Raw genomic sequence first — 17,810 nt, 5'->3', positions numbered from 1 at the left:
GTGGTGTGGGCCCGTCATACCGCGTCGTCCGCGATGCGGACCAGTTCGTTCAGCTTGGCTGTTCGCTCGCCGCCGACCGTCCCGGTCTTGATGAATCCGGCGTCGGTCGCCACGGCGAGGTGTGCGATGGTCGTGTCTTCGGTCTCGCCGGACCGGTGCGAGATGACCGTCTCGTACCCGTTCCGAGCGGCGAGCTCGACCGCGTCGAACGCGTCCGACAGCGTCCCGATCTGGTTCGGCTTGATCAGGATGCTGTTTGCCGCGCCGACGTCGATCCCCTCCCGAAGCCGCCCGACGTTCGTGACGAACAGGTCGTCGCCGCAGATCAGCGTCCGGTCGCCGACCCGGTCGGTCAGCTCCGCGAACGCCTCGTAGTCGTTCTCGTCGAGCGGGTCCTCGACGTAGGCGAGGTCGTACTCGTCGACGAGGCCGGCGATGTACTCGACCTGCTCGTCGGTCGATTTCGTCTCCTCGCCGTACACGTACGCGCCCTCGTCGGCGTCGTACAGTTCGGCGGCCGCCACGTCGAGCCCGAAGCGGATCTCGAATCCCACGTCGTCCTCGACCCGGTCGACCGCCTCTTCAACGACCTCGAACGCGTCCGCGTCCGAGATCGGTGGTGCCCACGCGCCCTCGTCGCCCTTCGCCGCGGGCACGCCGCGCTCGTCGAGCACGTCCGCGACCGCCGCGTGGACCGCGGCGTTCGCGAAGACGGCCTCCGAAACGCTCGGCGCGCCGACCGGCGCTGCGAGGAACTCCTGGATGTGGGTCGCCTCCTTGGCGTGCTCCCCGCCGCCGACGACGTTGCCGAGCGGAATCGGGAAGTTGTCACCGCGGAACGCGCCGCCAAGGTGCTGGTACAGCGGGGCACCGAGCACGTCGGCGGCGGCCTTCGCGGCCGCCATCGAGATCGCGACCGCGCTGTTCGCGCCGATCGCGGAGAAGTCGTCCGTGCCGTCGGCCGCGCGGAGCGCACCGTCGACCGCGCGCTGATCGCCCGCGTACAGCCCTTCGAGGCGAGGGACCGCGTGTTCGCGGGCCGCCGCGATCGACTCGCCGGCGGGTAGCTCGATCGCTTCGTACTCGCCGGTGGACGCCCCGCTGGGTGCCGCGCCGCGGCCGAAGCCGCCGGACTCGGTGAGCACGTCGGCCTCGACGGTGGCGTTACCGCGGGAGTCGAGCACGCGACGCAGCGAGACGCCGGTGATTCGGGTCATCAGTTGGACTCCCTCCGGACGGTGAAGGGAAGCGCCCCGGCGTCGTACTCCTCGGCGGCGACGAGGATCGGCTCCGTCTGGTTCGTCTCGATCAGCACGGGGGCCCCGTAAGACACCTGCAGCGCTCTCGCACCGAGGATCCGCGCTTTCTCGTACCGATTGTATCTCTGTCCTGACATGGTTACTGGTACGGCGAGACGACGTCGACGAGGTCGCGATGGCTGACCATCATCCGGCGACAGCAGTGCCGGTCGACCCCGAGATCGTCGAGGACCTCGCCGGGGTCCTCGTCGCCCTCGCGGGCCCGCTCTTTGAATTCCTCCCAGTGCTCACCTACGACGTTGCCGCACGTGAAACACCGGACGGGGATCATCATGACTGGATCACCTTAGCGGTAGGACTTCTGGTAACGGGCACGCGCGCCCGGTCCGCCCCACTTCTTGGGTTCGGACTGGCGCACGTCGTTGACCAGCAGCGTGCGGTCGAAGTTCATGTACGCGTCGCGCAGCTCGGCGTCGCCGAGGTGCTGGACGAGACCGCGCGCGATGGCGGTCCGCGTCGCGTCGGCCTGTCCGCTGAAGCCGCCGCCCTCGACGTTGACTTCGATGTCGACGCCGTCGCGAAGCTCCTCGCCCGCGATACGGAACGGCTCCAGCATCTTGAGCCGCGCCTGCTCCGGTTCGACCAGCTCGACTGGCTGGGAGTTGATGCGAACGCGACCCTCGCCCTCGCGCACCGTGGCGCGGGCGACGGCCGTCTTCTTCTTGCCTGAGGTGTTAGTTACCATGTGACGTTGGCTCCCAGAGACTCGGAGATGTCACCGAGCGTCGTGAATTTGATGTTCGAGAGGCGGTCGAGCGACGTGCCGTCGAGGACAACGCTCTCGGCGTCCTCGTCGCGCTCGTAGGGGTTCCCGACGTACACGCGCACGTTGGAGAGCGCCTCGCGACCGTCCTCCGTCTTGTACGGCAGCATGCCGCGGATGGCGCGCTTGAAGATTCGGTCGGGGCGTTTCGGGTAGTATGGCCCGCTGTCGGAGCCGAGCTCAGCGCGGGTGTGGTACGTCTCCATCGTCGCCTCCTCGTTGCCGGTGATGACCGCGCGCTCGGCGTTGACGACGGCCACCGTCTCCCCGTCGAGGACGCGCTGGGCGACCTCCGAGGAGACGCGGCCGAGGATGCAGTCTCGGGCGTCGACGACGACGTCCGCGTCGATCTTCGCGAGACTCATCGAATCACCCGGACGTTGCTCCCTTCGGGATTCTGTTCAACGAACTGTTCTAGCGACACCGCTTCGCCGGCCTGATCGATCTTCGTGCGGGCAGTTCCCGAGAAGTCGACGGCGGCGACGGTGACGTTCTTTTCGAGCACACCGCTGCCCAGCACCTTGCCGGGGACGACAACCGTCTCGTCTTCCTGAGCGTACCGTTCGATTCTGCCCAGGTTGACCTCAGCGTGCGTGCGCCGTGGCTTCTCCAGTCGGCTCGCGATGTCCTGCCACACGTTGGCACCGGAGTCGCGCGAGACCGACTTCAGATCGGCGATGAGGTTCTGTAGTTTCGGATTCGTCTTGCTACTCATAGCTGTCCCTCCTGAAATGGAGAGTTGGTAAAAACGGAGTGCAGGGAGCAGGATTTGAACCTGCGGACCTCTACAGGACAGCGCCCTGAACGCTGCGCCGTTGGCCTGACTTGGCTATCCCTGCGTGCACTCCTGGGTAATCCGGCTCCCTTCAAACCACTTTCGGTCCCGCCGTCTGCGGGACGACCCGACACGGCGTCGGATCCAACTGCGGCGTCGCGACTACGGGCAGGGGCGAGCGCCGGGCGTGCGGTTCGAAGGTCCGTCATTACGTTATACTGCGACTTTCGTCTGTAGTTCGTCCGCGCGCTCCTCGATGGAGTCGATAGCGCGGAGCAGCAGTTCCTCGACGCTGAACGAGCCGTCCGTCTCGATGTGGAAGACGAAGGCACCGGGAACATCCTCGACGCTGACTTCCTTCCCGGGGTACTTCTCCGAGAGGTCGTTGTCGAACTCGTCCGTGAGCACGACGTCACCCTCGGGCGTCTCGATGACGCCGCGGAGAATTCTCGGCTCGTTGTCGTCGAATTCGCCGAGGTCACCCTCGACCGAGACGCGCTGGAGGTGTCGGTAGCCGACGGAGACGCCGCCCTGGTGTTTGGCGTGCTCCTTGCCGGTGTTCAACGCGGCAGTGGCTTCGAACTCCAGTCGCTGTCCCTCCTTCAGCTCGATGATCGGGACATTCTCGTCTGCGACCCCGACGAGCGGATCCGCGCTCTCGATGTCGCCTGAATACGCCGTCGCCGGGCCTTCGACGTCGAGCGCGAGAGTAACCTCGTCGCCGACCTCGAAGTCGTCGAGCGGCGTCGTCAGGGGGACAAGTCCCAGACGGAGACCGATCATCTCGTCGAACATGACGGAGGAGTTCTCGACGAACTGGACCGTGTCGATCGAGAACGTCGGGACGTCGGCGATCATCGCGCGGCGGATACCGTTCGCGAACGCCGGCGTGAGCCCGCGGATCAGCACCCGCGCGCTCCGTTCGTCCCGTTCGACGTACTCAACGTCGAAATCTGCTTCCGTCATGTCAGACTCGCTTGTTCTTTGGTGCCTTCGTCCCGTCGTGCGGGATGGGCGTGACGTCCTCGATCCGGCCGATCTCGACGCCGGCGCGCGAGAGCGCGCGGATCGTCGCCTGTGCACCCGGACCGGTGGACTTGTTCAGGTTGCCGCCGGGTCCGCGCACGCGAACGTGCACGCCTTCCAGGCCAGCGTCCTTGACGCGCTCGGCGACGACCTCCGCCATCTGCATGGCGGCGTACGGCGACGCCTCGTCGCGGTTCTGTTTCACCACGGTGCCGCCGGACGACTTGGCGATCGTCTCGGCACCCGTCTCGTCGGTGACCGTGATGAGCGTGTTGTTGAACGATGCGTACACGTGGGCGATGCCCCACTTTCCGTCCTCGGATTCACTCATGGTAGGTTACTCCTGTGACTCCGCACGCTCGGGGTGGAGATCGTCCGCGAGCGGGCTGTTCTCGTCGAAGGCGATGGTGCCCTCGTCGTCCACGTCGACTTTCACCGACGGACGAGTAACGCGCGCGCCGTCGACGGTGATGTGGCCGTGAACGATGAACTGACGGGCCTGCTGCGTCGAGGACGCGAACCCCTGCCGGTAGGCCACCGTCTGAAGACGGCGCTCGAGCAGGTCGGTCACGTCCAGCGAGAGGACCGCGGAGATGTCGTCGTTGTCGCCGAGGATACCGATCCGACGGAGTCGCGCGACGAACTCCGCGCCGGCGTCCTGTGCGGCGTCGACGTCACCCTGAGCCTCGCCGAGCAGCCGGCGAGCCTCGCGGCGCATGCTGCGCAGTTCGGACTGCGCGCGCCAGAACTCCTCTTTGTTCTTCAGGCCGTACCGCGAGAGGAGGTCGGACTCCTCGGCGATGCGCTCGCCCTGGTACGGGTGGTTCGGCGTCTCGTAGCCCTTGGTGTTCTTTCCGGTGCTCATTCGTCGTCAGCCTCCGCTGCTTCCTCTTCCGCCATCTCCTCGCGGATCTCCTCGACGTTGACGCCGATGGTGCCCTCGGACCGGCCCGTGGACTTCGTGCGCTGACCGCGTACCTTCTGGCCGCGCTTGTGGCGTACGCCCTTGTACGATTCGATGACTTTCATCCGGTTGATGTCGTGGCGACGCTTCTCGCTGACGTCGGTGCCAACGAGGTGCGTCGTCTCCCCGGAGTAGAAGTCGTTCTGTCGGTTCGTCATCCACGACGGGACGTGGTCTTCGAGGTTCTCGGCGATGTCGACCACCGCGTCGATATCTCCCTCGTCGAGGAGGCCGAACGTGGCGTTTCGATCCACGTCGGCCTTCTCGGCGACCAGCCGCGCCGTGCGCGTGCCGATGCCGTCGAGTTCGGACAGGCTTCGCTCGACCGTCTTCGTTCCGTCGAGGTCCGCGCCCCCGATCCGGACGAAGTACTGGAGGTCTTCCTCCTCCTCCGGCGAGTCGTCCTGTGATTCTTCCGTGCTCATGTGTTGGTTGTGGTGAGTCCTACCGGCGCGAATCCGGCGGTGCTCGGTCCGTTCGAGCGTTGCGGCGGGGATTCGAACCCCGGAGGCAGTGACGCCACAGAGTTAGCAACCCTGCGCCTTGGGCCAGGCTTGGCTACCGCAACTCGCGTCGTATCATCGCCCTCGTGGACTCGGGACCCGGTGCCCCTGCAGTTCGTGCATCCGTAGGGACCCGCTTTCGCTACTTAAACATCACGAAAGGCGCGGGGGGATGGGTCAGTATCTCACGGATGGATGGTCAGAATTTCACGGATGGATGGGTCCGGATGAGGTGATGGAAATCCGGGCCGAACGGGTGGAGACCGTCACTCACGCACGACGCGGATCCCGGGAGGGGAAATCGAAACCGCTTGGCGTAAGGTTTAGTGGATGCCGCGGATGGGGGACGGTATGAAGGCCGTTCAGTTCGGTTCACACGGCGACCGCGACGTCATCGAATACGACGAGTTCCCCGAACCCGAGCCAGCGCGCGGCGAGGTGCTCGTCGACGTCAAGGCCGGCGCGTTGAATCATCTCGACATCTGGACGCGACGCGGGTTACCCGGCATCGATCTGGAGATGCCGCACATTCCCGGCAGCGACGCGGCGGGCGTCGTCGACGCCGTCGGCGAGGGTGTGACGCGGTTCGAGCCGGGCGATCGGGTCGCCGTGAGTGCCGGGGTCTCCTGCGGGGAGTGCGAGTTCTGCCGCGACGGTGAGGAGTCGCTGTGTCCCTCCTTCCGGATCATCGGAGAGCACCAGCGCGGCGTTCACTCCGAGCTCGCGGCCGTCCCTGCGGAGAATCTCGTCCCGGTCCCCGCCGGCGTCGACTGGGAGGTCGCCGGCTCCGCCTCGCTGGTCTTTCAGACGGCGTGGCGGATGCTTCACACACGCGCGGACGTCGAAGCCGGCGAGAAGGTCCTCGTCCTCGGTGCCTCCGGCGGCGTCGGCCACGCGGCGGTCCAGATCGCCGACCACGCGGGCTGTGAGGTGTTCGCGACCGCCTCCACGGAGGAGAAGCTCTCGCACGCCGAGGACTGCGGTGCAGACCACGTCATCGACTACGAGACGAACGACTTCGCGGACGAGATCGCGGAGCTGACCGGCCGGCGCGGCGTCGACGTCGTCGTCGACCACATCGGCGAGGCAACCTACCCCGACTCACTGAAGTCGATGGCGAAGGGCGGCCGGCTCGTCACCTGCGGCGCGACGACCGGACCGAACCCCGGCGCTGGACTCAACCGGATCTTCTGGAACCAGCTGTCCGTGATCGGCTCGACGATGGCGACCCCCGGCGAGGTCGACGACGTCCTCGAACTCGTCTGGGACGGTACCTTCGAGCCGAACGTGCGCGAGACGCTCCCGATGAGCGAGGCCGCCCGCGCCCACGAGATGCTCGAAAACCGTGAGGGCTTTGGCAAAGTGGTGGTAAAACCGGACAGTGAGCTCTGAGACCGACGCGGACGGAGAACCCGCCGAAGACAGTTCGGTCGATGATTCGCCCGGTGATTTGTCGGATGATTCGTCCGACGATTCGCCCGACGGCTACGTGCACACGCCCGGCGACACGGATGGGGACGAAAGCGACGGGGACGTCGATTCGGCCGTAACAGACTCGGTCGCGTCCGATCCGACCGCGTCCACACCGACCGGATCCACCCCGACCGCGGCCGGTCCGGGCGCGTCCACACCGACCGCGGTCGACCCGAGCGTGGCCGAGCCGGAAGCAGACGGGTTCGGCCGAAAGGGATGGGCGTTGACCGCCGTGCTGTTCACCTGCGTCCTCGTCATCCCCGGGATCATCTACGTCTATCCGTACGCCGCGGGGGCGTTCGGTTTCACGTTCTTCGCGACGTACCTTGCGCTGCCGCTCGTCCCCGCGGTCCTGCTCGGACTCGTCGCCGTCTGGTCGATGACCGCGGCGACGCGGGACGAGTAGTCGCCGACGGACGTCTCCCCCTTCGAATCCGCCGCGAGCGCCGAACGACAACCGTTTTGAACGACACCCGCGCAGTAGCGATATGTTGATCACCGTCTCCGGCCCGCCGGGAAGCGGGAAGAGCACGAACGCCGCCGGACTCGCCGACGCGCTCGGCCTCGATCACGTCTCCGGCGGCGACATCTTCCGAGAGATGGCGGCCGAACGCGACATGACGCCCGTCGAGTTCAACGAGTTCGCGGAGGAGGACCCCCAGATAGACCGCGACCTCGACCGACGCCTCCACGAGATCGCTACCACCCGCGACGACGTCGTCCTCGAATCGCGGCTGGCGGGGTGGCTCTCCGCTGACCACGCCGACTTCCGATTCTGGTTCGACGCGCCGGTCTCGATCCGCGCGGAGCGGATCGCCGAGCGGGAGGGGAAACCGGTCGACCGCGCGAAGGCGGAGACCGAACGCCGCGAGGCCTCGGAGCGAAAGCGGTACCGCGAATACTACGACATCGACATCGGGGATCTCTCGATCTACGACGCCGCGTACAACACCGCACGGTGGAGCCCGGACCGCTTCCTCGACGTCCTCGTCGCGACCGTCGATGCCTACGACCCCGCAGACGACGAGGGAAAGGCACCCATCGAGGGCGTGAGCTACGACTTCTGATCCGCGCGGCCGTCGCCTCACACACGACCCCAATCTCACACGCGACTGATACCCAACCATGACCCCACCAGCCGACGACGACGCCGAAAGTGCCGGAGACACAGGAGTCGCCGAAGGTGCCGCCAGAGGCGACGGCGAAGAGGGTCTCCTCCGCGCTCCGCCCGGTGAGCGCTCGATCCCGGAGCTGCTCCGGTTCGGCGTCATCAACGTCGACAAGCCCGCAGGCCCTTCTTCCCACCAACTCTCCGCGTGGGTGCGTGACGCGATCAACGAGACGCTGGCGGTGCTGGACCCCGACGGTCCTCCGATCGACGGCGTCGCGCACGCCGGCACGCTCGACCCCAAGGTCACCGGCTGTCTCCCGACGCTGACCGGGGACGCGACCCGGGCGGCGCAGGTGTTTCTGGAGGGGACGAAGGAGTACGTCTCCGTGCTCGAACTCCACGGGGAGCCTCCCGCCGACTTCCGCGACGTGATCGCCGAGTTCGAGGCGGAGATCTACCAGAAGCCCCCGCGAAAGAGCGCGGTGACCCGACGCCTCCGGACCCGCACGATCCACGGCCTCGACGTGCTGGAGGTCGACGGTCGGCAGGCCCTCCTCAGAATTCGGTGTGAATCGGGGACGTACGTCCGGAAGCTGTGTCACGACATCGGTCTCGCGACCGGCGTCGGCGCGCACATGGGCCACCTCCGTCGGACTGCCACCGACCCGTTCGACGATAGCGACCTCCATCCGCTGCAGGATCTCGTCGACGCGCTTGCGTGGGCCGAGAACGGCGACGAGACGTTCCTCCGCGAGGTCGTCCGCCCGGCCGAGGAGGCGCTGGTCCACCTCCCGTCGATCACGATCGCGCCCTCGGCCGCGCGCAACGTGGCCACCGGCGCGCCCGTGTACGCCCCCGGGATCATCGATGCCGAGGATGTCGAAACCGATACCGAGGCAGCCGACACCGAATCGGGTTCGGAAGGGGGCGAGCCGCCGCTCGTCGCCTGCCACACTCCCGACGGGAGCGCGGTGTGTCTCGGACGGCTCGTCGGCGACCCCGACGCCGACTCCGGGCTCGTCGTCTTGCTGGAGCGCGTGCTCGTCTGATCGCACGACTGCAGAGCGATCGTCTGTCCGCGACAGACCGGGCGACCGAAGCGAAGTCCTTAATTACGGGACTCCCATCTTCTCGGATGCAGACAGGGACCGTGGGGTAGTGGTATCCTCTGCGGATGGGGTCCGTAGGACCTGAGTTCGACTCTCAGCGGTCCCATCAGAAATAAACACTTCTCATCAGAAGTACCCGCCCGTCGAGGCGCGGCCTTGCGGTTCAGATTCCTACGGTAGTCGACCAATTCTCGAGCGGTGGTGGCCGATGATCCCCCTCAGTGGGGGGTGCCGACGTAACCGGTACCGATTATGTGAGTCCTACGTCCCGAGTGACTTCCGTCGCGTTCACGGCGACGGACTCCCTCGCGGGCTCCGAGCGCTCGCTTAAAAGCGAGCGCTCGGAGGCGCAGGGCGAGAGCGAAGCTCTCGCTTGCAGCCGGCGGCTCCGCCGCCGGCGACGCCACCGCAGTATTCATTTATAAGCAGCCGGTGCTGCCGCGCTCGTTCATTTATATACTACTTCGCCGGCGGCGGTCTGCGATCCCTACTCCCGCAACCACTCACCAAGATTCCTGTACTGAGCGAAACGGGTCCAATTATGTCTCTTGATGAGGGTTTCAACAGAGCCACGAATTCCAATACTTCAGATTACAAATCCTGTGTGTTCATATAAGAAAACGCATGCTTCCAATAACCGTAGCTGTATGAGATCATTCCGAGAACCAAGACAAGAACATCGTTAAACAAAGTACTCATATTATAAATCTCAGCACCAGAGAGGAATAGGACCACTCCGGCTATGAAAATGTACGACTGATCCGTGTCGGTTCCCACAAACCTGAGGGAGAGCCCGATGACCGTATAAATGAGAACAAATAGTGTCCAAAGAACGATTGCAAATTTGCTCACGGAATATTCGAGGTATCCTATGTCGATGAGACCCGCGATCAGCGATCCTACGAGGAGAAACAAAAACAAACCTACTAATTTAACCTTTATTTTCGTAATAAAATCGGTTCCGGGAAGGTCTAGTGTCTGGTTCCGCAGGCCGAATTTAACTTTTCGGTAAATGATGATCGCAGCAAGGCCTTGGATGTACTTTGTAGCGATGATACAAACACCTATCAGAAAGAGAGGGTAGGAACGCTCAAGATGGACAATACCGAACGCTGCTCCAGCACCTCCCATTACTGCAAGGATCAGTAGGAGATTTTTCGATGGCGGGGCGACCCCGTTATCTCTCCAGGTATCTAGGTCGGTCCGAGTACTCTGGAATGCGGATGCAACAATTACAAACGCTCCAAGTATGAGTAGATTTAGTCCAACCGCTGGAACATAGTCCACGAACACAGATATCAGTGGTATCATGACTCATATCCCCGCAAAATCCCGTTAGAAACTTCTCCCAAGAATCCACCGACGAAGATCAGCACATAAATTGCAATTGGGAAGTCCATCACGTCTATTCCGAATATAATGCGTGGGACAGGGAGTGATGCATAGACAATTTGGAGCAGCCACAACTGGAACAGACCAATTGGAAGTACCAAGATCACGCTAAGTACCCGAGGTGTTGGCGACTGTATAATCTGGAATGCAACTAATGAGAATAGCGTGGACATGAACAACACGTGGGAAAGCGTGTAGTAGATCCCAAAACTCTCGACGATTCCAGAAATAACCGAAACTAATCCAACACCCATAGTGGTACGACTTTGTGGGTTCGTACTTATTTATGGGTTTGCCGGATCGACAACTGATTGGAGCGATTATACAGTCGACTGCTGCATTTGAAAGCCCGCGAAGTGTAAAAATTACAACCTGTCTGTATATTCACCGTATCCCCGTCGTCGGGCTGTTCGAGATCCTTGAGAGGCAGTCAAGAATAACGATACCCGCCAAAACCGTACTACGTGACTACGAGCAACGAGCGACAACGACGACGAACCTCGCGAGGAAGGCCGAGAAGCAACGTTCGACGGGGCCGGTCACCGAATGTACGCGGAGACCGACTTCCTACTGGCGCTGATCAAAGACGAGGACTTGCTCGGCGACGCGGCCGTGTCTGTGTACCGCGAACACTGAGAGGATCTCTGGACCTCACAGTTCACGCTCATCGAACTGCTGATGGTCACGTACCGCGAGGACCGGGACACAAAGCACGTCGTGACGAACGCCGCGAATCTCGTCGAGTCCGACGACGACACGACCGTCACCAGCGACGAAGCGTACGACGGGAGGACCCCTCGGTTTGACCTGAAGGACACCCTCGACGAGTGACCACTCCGCAACCACTAAACGCGACTCGCTCCTTGCACCGGTAATGGCCGATTGGACCGAAAAGTACCGCCCGAGCACGCTCTCAGAGGTCCGCGGCAACGACAAGGCTCGCGACGCGTTCGCGGACTGGGCGCGCTCGTGGGACGACCACCGCGAGGCCGTCGTCCTCCACGGGAGCCCGGGCGTCGGGAAGACGAGCGCGGCTCACGCGCTCGCGAACGACATGGGCTGGGAGACGGTCGAGCTGAACGCCTCGGACCAGCGCACCGCCGACGTCATCGAGCGCTTCGCGGGGCGAGCCGCACGCAATGCCACTCTCGGCGGGAGCGCGGCCGGAGGCGGGGCCGGCGGCGGCGACACGGCCTCCCGTCAGCTCGTCATCCTGGACGAGGCCGACAACATCCACGGCAACTACGACCGCGGCGGCGCGAGCGCGATCACGAAGCTGGTCAAGGAGTCGGGCCAGCCGATCGTCCTCATCGCCAACGACTTTTACGACATGTCCCGCGGACTGCGCAACGCCTGCCAGGAGATCGAGTTCCGCGACGTCTCCGCGCGCTCCATCGTTCCCGTCCTCCGGGATGTCTGTCGGAAGGAAGGGATCGAGTTCGAATCGGACGCGCTCGAACGGATCGCCGAGCGAAACCGCGGCGACCTCCGCGGCGCGATCAACGACCTGCAGGCCGCGACCGAGGGCCGCGACGCGATCGCGGTCGAGGACGTCGTCACGGGCGACCGTGACAAGGCGCTGGGTCTCTTCCCGTTCCTCGATGCGGTGTTAAAAGAGGAGTCCGCGGAGGAGGCGCTTCAGTCGGCGTACGCCGTCGATGAAACGCCGGACGACCTCACGAAGTGGATCGAGAACAACGTCCTCGACGTGTACGAGTCAAGGGAGGCGGTCCGAGCGTACGACTTCCTCGCGAACGCCGACGTCTGGCTCGGCCGCGTGCGCGCCACGCAGAACTACTCGTACTGGCGCTACGCGACCGACAACGCGGCCGCGGGCGTCGCCGCCGCGCGCGACGGGACGAAGGACGGGTGGACCCGCTACGGCCGCCCGCAGTTCTGGGCTTCTTCGGACGCGACCGCCGACGAAGTCGTCGGTCGGATCGCCGTCGCCAGCGGGTGTAGCATCGCGACCGCACGTCGCGAGGTGTTGCCCTTCCTCGAAGCGCTGACGCATCACTGCAAGCCGCGAGAGTTGACCGTGGCGATGGCAGCGGCCTACGACCTCGACGCGGCCGGCGTCGCCTTCGTCACCGGCTCCGGCGAGTCGACTAACAAGGTCGAATCGATCGTCCAGGACGCACAGACGCTTCGCGAGGAGCTGATGGAGGATCACGCCGACGGTGCCTTCGCTGGCGGTAGCCGTCGACTGGACGAGACCGCTCCCGCCGATGGAGACGGCGTGGCTACCGGCGAAACGGAAACGGAAGCGGGAGACGGGGGCGGCACCAACGGGGACGAAGCGCGAGACGGTGACGGCGACGTACGCGGCGACGATGGCAGCGATGACGGTAGCGATGACGGCGACGACGGACAGGCCGGCCTCGCCGATTTTATTTAAGAAACGGCGACGGCGTCACTCGCTCGTCGGACTGCCGGGATCGCGATCGGCGTGGTCTTTAGCGTCGAGGTCGGCGTGGTCACTAGCGTCGAGGTCGGCGTGATGTCCGGGGCCGCGACCGGTGTGATCGTCGGTATCACGACCGGCATCGTCGCCGGGGACGGAATCTATCGTTTCCGTGCCGATCTCGGGATCGGCCACGTCGACGTCATCGAAATCGAAGCGCGCGCCGCCCGCTCGACTCTGGGTGACGGAAACACGCCAGCCGTGGGCCTCCACGATCCGTTCGACGATGGCCAGTCCGAACCCGGTGCCGTCGTCCGCGGTCGTGTGACCGGGTTCGAACACCGACTCGCGCTCCGACGGGCCGATCCCGGAGCCGTCGTCGGCGACGTAGAATCCGTCTGGACGGCTTCCGACGAACACGCGGACCGCCGGGTCCGCGGAGGAGGATCCCGTGCGCGGACTGCCGTCACCGCTCGGGGTCCGAGCGTCCCGACCGGTTCTCTCCCCGCCGCGATCCGCGGGGACGAACGTCCCGGGAGGAATTTCGCCGCCTCCGTCGCGGTCGCCGGCGGTTCGATCGTCCGTCCCGTGTTCGATCGCGTTCCTGAAGAGGTTCTCTAGCGCTTGACGGAGACGACTCCGATCGCACTCGACGCGGGGAAGCGGTTCGTCGATCACGAGCGCCGCGTCCGCGGCGTCGCCGACCGTCCGCCACGCCTGATCGACGACCGAGCGGAGGTCCACCGAGGCGGTCTCCTCCACCGACCGGCCCTCGCGTGCGAGCGCGAGGAGATCGGAGATGAGGTCGTCCATCCAGCCGAGCGCGTCGGCGGCGCGATCCAGTCGCTCGTCTGCCGCCTCCTCATCGAGCTCTCGGGCCAGGTCGATGTTACCGACGGCGACCGACAGCGGATTGCGGAGATCGTGTGAAACGACGCTCGCGAACTCTTCGAGACGTTCGTGCTGCTGTTCGAGGGCTCGTCGCCGCTTTACCCGCTCGCCAGCTGGGAAGAGATATCCGACGACGTCGCCGTCTCCGTCGCGTGATCCGCGTTCGTGGACCCACGTCGGCTCTCCGTCGATCGTGAGCCGGTAGGTGACGTCGACGGTCCGGTCGTCGAGCGCCTCCCGAAGCCGATTCCGGTCTGCTTCGGCGACGAACTGCAGCCAGTCGCTCCGCGGAAGCGCCTCGGCACGTAGTCGGGACTCGCCTGCAGCTTCGACGATGAACCGAGTCGGATCGCCGGTGGGACGGCGATACGCGATCCCCGGACGCTCCTCCATCGGCTGAGACACATTCGGAATCTTACATTGGTACGGTATAAGCCTTATTTAACCATCATGTCATTGGACATTAGTATCTGCGGCCGTGGAGTGGATTTAACTGATATTTCAGTGGAACGTGTCGGACGGTCTCGACAGGGGGACAGTTTTGATGCAGCCTCGCGTCGGTCGTCGTATGCGCGCGGCACTCCTCCGCGAGTACGGTGAACCGCTGGCGATCCGTGAGGTGCCGGAGCCGAAAGCAGGACTCGACGACGCCGTGGTCCGCGTGGACGCCTGTGGCGTCTGCCGAAGCGACTGGCACGCGTGGATGGGCCACGGCGAGTGGGCCGACGACCGCGTCCCGCGGGGCCAGGTCCTCGGACACGAACCGGCGGGCGAGGTGGTCGCGGTCGGCCGCGGCGTCGACCGGTTCGAGCCGGGCGACCGCGTCGTGGTCCCGTTCTCGCTCGGCGACGGTACCTGTCCGTACTGCCGGCGGGGGCGCGGAAACGTCTGCGCGGACGGCCGCGCGCTCGGCTTCGAGCCCGACGCGCCCGGCGCGTTCGCCGAGCGCGTCGCGGTGCCGGCCGCCGACTACAACCTCGTCGAACGACCGCCGTGGCTCGACGCGACCGCCGCGGCTGCGCTCGGCTGTCGGTACATGACCGCGTACCACGCGCTCGCCGAGCGGGCGGGGCTGCGCGGCGGGGACGAACTCGCCGTTCACGGGTGCGGCGGCGTCGGGCTCTCCGCGGTGCAGCTCGGCGACGCGATGGGCGCACGGGTGGTCGCGATCGATCTCGATGACGGCGCGCTCTCGCTCGCGAACGATCTCGGTGCCGACGCGGTCGTGAACCCGACCGATCTGAGCGACGAGTCCGTCTCGGATCGGGTTCGCGATCTCACCGAAGACGGGGTCGACGTCTCGGTGGACGCGCTCGGGATCGCCGAGACGTGTCGCAACTCCGTCCGATCCGTCCGGCCGCGAGGGACCCACGTGCAGGTGGGACTGACTACCGAGGCCGAGCGCGGCGAGGTGTCGCTGCCGACCGACTGGATGACCCGCTGGGAGGTGTCGTTCGTGGGGGCTCGCGGGATGCCGCCGACGAACTACGACGACCTGTTCGCGCTCGTCGAGGCGACCGACGTGGCTCCCGGCGCGCTGGTGGGCCGTGAGCTCACGCTCTCCGAGGTTTCGGAGCGGCTCGCCGCGATGGGCGAGTACGACGCGCGGGGCGTCGAGGTCGTCACCGACTTCGGACGATAACTCCTCTCACTCCTCTCGTTCGGCTCCCAACCCGGGGATCGCGACGCGGTCCTCGACGTGGGCCATCAGCTTCGAGGCCGTGAGAACCAACGCGAGGTACATCGCCCCCGTTACGAGGAAGATGAGCGTGTATCGAAACGTCTCGGAGGCGATCTGGTCGGCTCGGTAGTAGAGCTCCGGGACCGTGATGAACGCCGCCAGCGACGAGTACTTGATCAGGTAGACGAACTCGTTGGTCCACGACGGGATCGCGTACCGGAGCCCCTGCGGGAGCACCACGTAGTAAATGGTCTCCAGCTTCGAGAGGCCGATCGCGCGGCCTGCCGTGATCTGTCCCTCCTCGACGCTCTCTAAAGCACCGCGGATGTACTCCGCCTGATAGGCGGCCCCGTTGAGCGTGAATCCGAGAATCGCCACCCAGACGACGTTGCGCGGGAACACGCTCGAGAGCGATTCAGGGACGTAGTCCCCGAGATCGAGCCCGTAGTGGAGAACGAACAGCTGGGCCAAAAGCGGGGTCCCGCGCAGCAGTTCGGTGTACGCCAACGAGAGCCACGACGAGATCCGACCGTACACGCGAGCCACCGCCAGCGGGACGGCGATGAAGAACCCGACGAAGAGGCTCACAGCGGTGATGACGACCGTGAGCCACGTCCCGCGAGCGACGTCCGGGGAGAGCTCCACGACGAACGCCGCGTCGGCCGCGTACGCCGCGATTCCGGGGACCGCCGCGAGCGCCGCTTCGACGGCCCCGGGCGCGACAAGCGGCTCGCCGACCGGGACGACGACGCCGCCGAGCCAGCGGTTGAGCCAGCTGACAGCGAGCCAGCCCCAGAACAGCGCCCCGGCGACGAGGAGGAGGGTCCGGCCGGCCGAGCGGTCCGACTCGGCGACGCGTTCGCGGACCGCCGCGGGTCTCGTCGCGCTGGCCATCAGTCGTGACTCGCGATGCGTTCGAGGAATCGGCCGGTCCGATCCCTCTCGGGTCGTTCGAACAGCTGTTCGGGCGGACCACGCTCGACGACGCGGCCGTCGTCGAGGAACACGATCTCGTCGGCGACCGCGCGGGCGAAACTCATCTCGTGAGTGACGACGAGCATCGTCATCCCCTCGTCGACGAGCCCGTGCATCACCTCGAGCACCTCGCCGATGAGTTCGGGGTCGAGCGCGCTCGTCGGCTCGTCGAACAGCATCAGCTTCGGCTCCATCGCCAGCGCGCGGGCGATGCCGACCCGCTGTTGCTGTCCCCCGGACAGTTCCGCAGGGTACGAGTCGAGCTGGTCGCCGAGACCGACGCGTTCGAGCTGTGCTTCCGCGCGTTCGCGAGCCTCCGCCCCCGACAGATCGAGCACGCGTCGCGGACCGAGTGCGACGTTGCCCACCGCGGTCAGGTGCGCGAACAGGTTGAACCCCTGGAACACCATCCCGACTTCTCGGCGAAGCTCGTTGACGTCGAGGTCGGGCGAGAGCACCTCTTCGCCGTCGAGGCGGATAGACCCCTCTTGGGCCTCCGCGAGGCGGTTGACGCAGCGGAGCATCGTCGACTTTCCGGAGCCCGACGGACCGATCAGGACGGTCACATCGCCGCGGTCCATCTCGAAGGAGACGTCGTGGAGCACCTGCTCGTCGCCGTACCACTTCGAGACGTCCGCCACTCGGAGGAAGTCGTCGTCACTCACGCCGACTCGCCCTCCGGAAGCGCGTAGCGGTCGCCGAGGTAATCGAGTGCACGGTTCGTCGTGAACGTGAGGACGAAGTAGATTGCACTGATGAACAGGATGACTTCCAGCACCGCGGTCGTTCGCTCCGAGAACAGGTCGTATCCCCGGGTCAGCAGTTCTGCGAGACCGATCGCGAAGACGATGCTCGTGTCCTTCAACACGATCGTGAACTCGTTTTGGAATCCCGGAATCGACCGCCGAAGCGCCTGCGGGACGACGACGTACCGAACCGCATCGAACCGGGAGAGGCCGATCGAACGGCCCGCCTCCAGTTGGCCGTCGTCGACGCTGGCGAGCGACGCCCGGAAGATCTGCGACTGGTACGCGGCGCTCCGCAAGCCGAGTCCGAGTATCCCGGCGACGACAGCCGAGGACAGCGAGGCGATACCGAGGTTGACCTGCGGGACGCCGACGACGAAGTACATCACGATGAGGATCACGACGATCGGGGTGCCGCGGAGGACGACGCCGACGGTGGTGACGGTACGCTTGAGGACGCCGTCGCCGTACACCTCGATCGCGCCGGCCGGGAATCCCACGATGAATCCGAGAAGGATCGACGCGACCGTAAGCCCGATCGTCAACAGGGCCCCCACGCCGAGGTAGTCGGCGTTCCGGGCGACGAACTCCCAGTCGGCGGCCTCGCCGACGAACGCGAGCGTCGCGAAGCCGTCAGTCATCGCCATTTCGATCGCGGCGCAGAGGCTCTCCACCGCG

At 65.4% G+C, this 17,810-nt stretch carries 22 protein-coding genes, 3 tRNA genes and 1 pseudogene; 8 read left to right on the top strand and 18 right to left on the bottom strand.

The window, feature by feature from the left end:
• Positions 1 to 14 precede the first annotated feature (14 nt).
• From eno to ACFQEY_RS16455, 12 genes are all read right to left on the bottom strand, one after another.
• Positions 15 to 1,217, bottom strand: coding sequence for a phosphopyruvate hydratase (gene eno, locus ACFQEY_RS16510; protein WP_379770706.1), 1,203 nt, complete (start codon positions 1,215 to 1,217; stop codon positions 15 to 17).
• The gene (locus ACFQEY_RS16505; RefSeq protein WP_379770704.1) at positions 1,217 to 1,396 is read right to left on the bottom strand and encodes a DNA-directed RNA polymerase subunit K; all 180 of its coding nucleotides are present in this window, start codon (positions 1,394 to 1,396) and stop codon (positions 1,217 to 1,219) included. The genes eno and ACFQEY_RS16505 overlap by 1 nt, the downstream gene beginning before the upstream one ends.
• 2 nt (positions 1,397 to 1,398) lie before the next feature.
• A complete protein-coding gene (locus tag ACFQEY_RS16500; protein ID WP_004595259.1) occupies positions 1,399 to 1,593 on the bottom strand; it encodes a DNA-directed RNA polymerase subunit N in 195 nt (64 codons plus the stop codon).
• A gap of 12 nt (positions 1,594 to 1,605) precedes the next feature.
• Positions 1,606 to 2,004, bottom strand: a complete 399-nt coding sequence (locus ACFQEY_RS16495; protein ID WP_050024943.1) for a 30S ribosomal protein S9 — start codon at positions 2,002 to 2,004, stop codon at positions 1,606 to 1,608.
• Positions 1,998 to 2,447 (bottom strand): 50S ribosomal protein L13, encoded by a 450-nt coding sequence (locus ACFQEY_RS16490; protein WP_379770701.1) that lies wholly within the window; start codon positions 2,445 to 2,447, stop codon positions 1,998 to 2,000. The genes ACFQEY_RS16495 and ACFQEY_RS16490 overlap by 7 nt, the downstream gene beginning before the upstream one ends.
• On the bottom strand, positions 2,444 to 2,797 hold the full coding sequence (locus ACFQEY_RS16485) for a 50S ribosomal protein L18e (RefSeq protein ID WP_379770699.1): 354 nt from the start codon (positions 2,795 to 2,797) through the stop codon (positions 2,444 to 2,446). The genes ACFQEY_RS16490 and ACFQEY_RS16485 overlap by 4 nt, the downstream gene beginning before the upstream one ends.
• A 39-nt stretch (positions 2,798 to 2,836) precedes the next feature.
• A tRNA-Leu gene (locus ACFQEY_RS16480) sits at positions 2,837 to 2,921 on the bottom strand.
• Positions 2,922 to 3,070: 149 nt separating this feature from the next.
• On the bottom strand, positions 3,071 to 3,823 hold the full coding sequence (locus tag ACFQEY_RS16475; protein ID WP_379770697.1) for a DNA-directed RNA polymerase subunit D: 753 nt from the start codon (positions 3,821 to 3,823) through the stop codon (positions 3,071 to 3,073).
• Position 3,824: 1 nt separating this feature from the next.
• Entirely contained in the window at positions 3,825 to 4,214 is a 390-nt protein-coding gene (locus tag ACFQEY_RS16470) for a 30S ribosomal protein S11 (RefSeq protein WP_004046448.1), read from the bottom strand.
• 6 nt (positions 4,215 to 4,220) lie between these two features.
• Positions 4,221 to 4,748, bottom strand: a complete 528-nt coding sequence (locus ACFQEY_RS16465) for a 30S ribosomal protein S4 (protein WP_379770693.1) — start codon at positions 4,746 to 4,748, stop codon at positions 4,221 to 4,223.
• Positions 4,745 to 5,272: a 30S ribosomal protein S13 gene (locus tag ACFQEY_RS16460; RefSeq protein ID WP_379770690.1), complete on the bottom strand. Its 528-nt coding sequence runs from the start codon at positions 5,270 to 5,272 to the stop codon at positions 4,745 to 4,747. The genes ACFQEY_RS16465 and ACFQEY_RS16460 overlap by 4 nt, the downstream gene beginning before the upstream one ends.
• Before the next feature lie 57 nt (positions 5,273 to 5,329).
• A tRNA-Ser gene (locus ACFQEY_RS16455) sits at positions 5,330 to 5,415 on the bottom strand.
• A 286-nt stretch (positions 5,416 to 5,701) separates the two neighbouring features.
• Here ACFQEY_RS16455 and ACFQEY_RS16450 point away from each other — a divergent pair.
• From ACFQEY_RS16450 to ACFQEY_RS16430, 5 genes are all read left to right on the top strand, one after another.
• Positions 5,702 to 6,742: a zinc-binding dehydrogenase gene (locus ACFQEY_RS16450; RefSeq protein ID WP_379770688.1), complete on the top strand. Its 1,041-nt coding sequence runs from the start codon at positions 5,702 to 5,704 to the stop codon at positions 6,740 to 6,742.
• On the top strand, positions 6,732 to 7,229 hold the full coding sequence (locus tag ACFQEY_RS16445; RefSeq protein ID WP_379770685.1) for a hypothetical protein: 498 nt from the start codon (positions 6,732 to 6,734) through the stop codon (positions 7,227 to 7,229). The genes ACFQEY_RS16450 and ACFQEY_RS16445 overlap by 11 nt, the downstream gene beginning before the upstream one ends.
• Before the next feature lie 82 nt (positions 7,230 to 7,311).
• On the top strand, positions 7,312 to 7,890 hold the full coding sequence (cmk, locus tag ACFQEY_RS16440) for a (d)CMP kinase (protein WP_379770683.1): 579 nt from the start codon (positions 7,312 to 7,314) through the stop codon (positions 7,888 to 7,890).
• Positions 7,891 to 7,948: 58 nt separating this feature from the next.
• The gene (locus ACFQEY_RS16435; protein ID WP_379770680.1) at positions 7,949 to 8,983 is read left to right on the top strand and encodes an RNA-guided pseudouridylation complex pseudouridine synthase subunit Cbf5; all 1,035 of its coding nucleotides are present in this window, start codon (positions 7,949 to 7,951) and stop codon (positions 8,981 to 8,983) included.
• Between the two features lie 95 nt (positions 8,984 to 9,078).
• Positions 9,079 to 9,149 (top strand) — tRNA-Pro (locus ACFQEY_RS16430).
• Between the two features lie 485 nt (positions 9,150 to 9,634).
• On the opposite strand, the gene ACFQEY_RS16425 is transcribed toward ACFQEY_RS16430, so the two are convergent.
• Both ACFQEY_RS16425 and ACFQEY_RS16420 read right to left on the bottom strand, forming a co-directional pair.
• The gene (locus ACFQEY_RS16425; RefSeq protein ID WP_379770678.1) at positions 9,635 to 10,354 is read right to left on the bottom strand and encodes a hypothetical protein; all 720 of its coding nucleotides are present in this window, start codon (positions 10,352 to 10,354) and stop codon (positions 9,635 to 9,637) included.
• The gene (locus tag ACFQEY_RS16420; protein ID WP_379770676.1) at positions 10,351 to 10,689 is read right to left on the bottom strand and encodes a hypothetical protein; all 339 of its coding nucleotides are present in this window, start codon (positions 10,687 to 10,689) and stop codon (positions 10,351 to 10,353) included. Before ACFQEY_RS16420 ends, ACFQEY_RS16425 begins: the two co-directional genes overlap by 4 nt.
• 292 nt (positions 10,690 to 10,981) lie before the next feature.
• Between ACFQEY_RS16420 and ACFQEY_RS16415 the strand changes: the two are divergent.
• A pseudogene (locus ACFQEY_RS16415) lies at positions 10,982 to 11,266 on the top strand (hypothetical protein).
• Positions 11,267 to 11,309: 43 nt separating this feature from the next.
• Positions 11,310 to 12,833, top strand: a complete 1,524-nt coding sequence (locus ACFQEY_RS16410) for a replication factor C large subunit (RefSeq protein ID WP_379770674.1) — start codon at positions 11,310 to 11,312, stop codon at positions 12,831 to 12,833.
• A gap of 15 nt (positions 12,834 to 12,848) precedes the next feature.
• On the opposite strand, the gene ACFQEY_RS16405 is transcribed toward ACFQEY_RS16410, so the two are convergent.
• Positions 12,849 to 14,123: a sensor histidine kinase gene (locus ACFQEY_RS16405; RefSeq protein ID WP_379770955.1), complete on the bottom strand. Its 1,275-nt coding sequence runs from the start codon at positions 14,121 to 14,123 to the stop codon at positions 12,849 to 12,851.
• A gap of 175 nt (positions 14,124 to 14,298) precedes the next feature.
• Here ACFQEY_RS16405 and ACFQEY_RS16400 point away from each other — a divergent pair, with 175 nt between their 5' ends.
• On the top strand, positions 14,299 to 15,372 hold the full coding sequence (locus tag ACFQEY_RS16400) for a zinc-dependent alcohol dehydrogenase family protein (protein WP_379770672.1): 1,074 nt from the start codon (positions 14,299 to 14,301) through the stop codon (positions 15,370 to 15,372).
• A 6-nt stretch (positions 15,373 to 15,378) separates the two neighbouring features.
• Here the strand turns inward: ACFQEY_RS16400 and ACFQEY_RS16395 are convergent, their stop codons facing one another.
• From ACFQEY_RS16395 to ACFQEY_RS16385, 3 genes are read right to left on the bottom strand one after another with little or no spacing between them, the layout of a single operon-like run.
• Positions 15,379 to 16,305: an amino acid ABC transporter permease gene (locus ACFQEY_RS16395; RefSeq protein ID WP_379770669.1), complete on the bottom strand. Its 927-nt coding sequence runs from the start codon at positions 16,303 to 16,305 to the stop codon at positions 15,379 to 15,381.
• Positions 16,305 to 17,051, bottom strand: coding sequence for an amino acid ABC transporter ATP-binding protein (locus ACFQEY_RS16390; RefSeq protein WP_379770665.1), 747 nt, complete (start codon positions 17,049 to 17,051; stop codon positions 16,305 to 16,307). Before ACFQEY_RS16390 ends, ACFQEY_RS16395 begins: the two co-directional genes overlap by 1 nt.
• On the bottom strand, positions 17,048 to 17,779 hold the full coding sequence (locus ACFQEY_RS16385) for an amino acid ABC transporter permease (protein WP_379770953.1): 732 nt from the start codon (positions 17,777 to 17,779) through the stop codon (positions 17,048 to 17,050). The genes ACFQEY_RS16390 and ACFQEY_RS16385 overlap by 4 nt, the downstream gene beginning before the upstream one ends.
• Positions 17,780 to 17,810 lie beyond the last annotated feature (31 nt).

This window comes from Halorubrum trueperi, assembly GCF_042662525.1.
Taxonomy (GTDB): Archaea; Halobacteriota; Halobacteria; order Halobacteriales; family Haloferacaceae; genus Halorubrum; species Halorubrum trueperi.
Note: the sequence above shows the minus strand (reverse complement) of the source record. Positions and strands in the feature narration are given on the sequence as shown.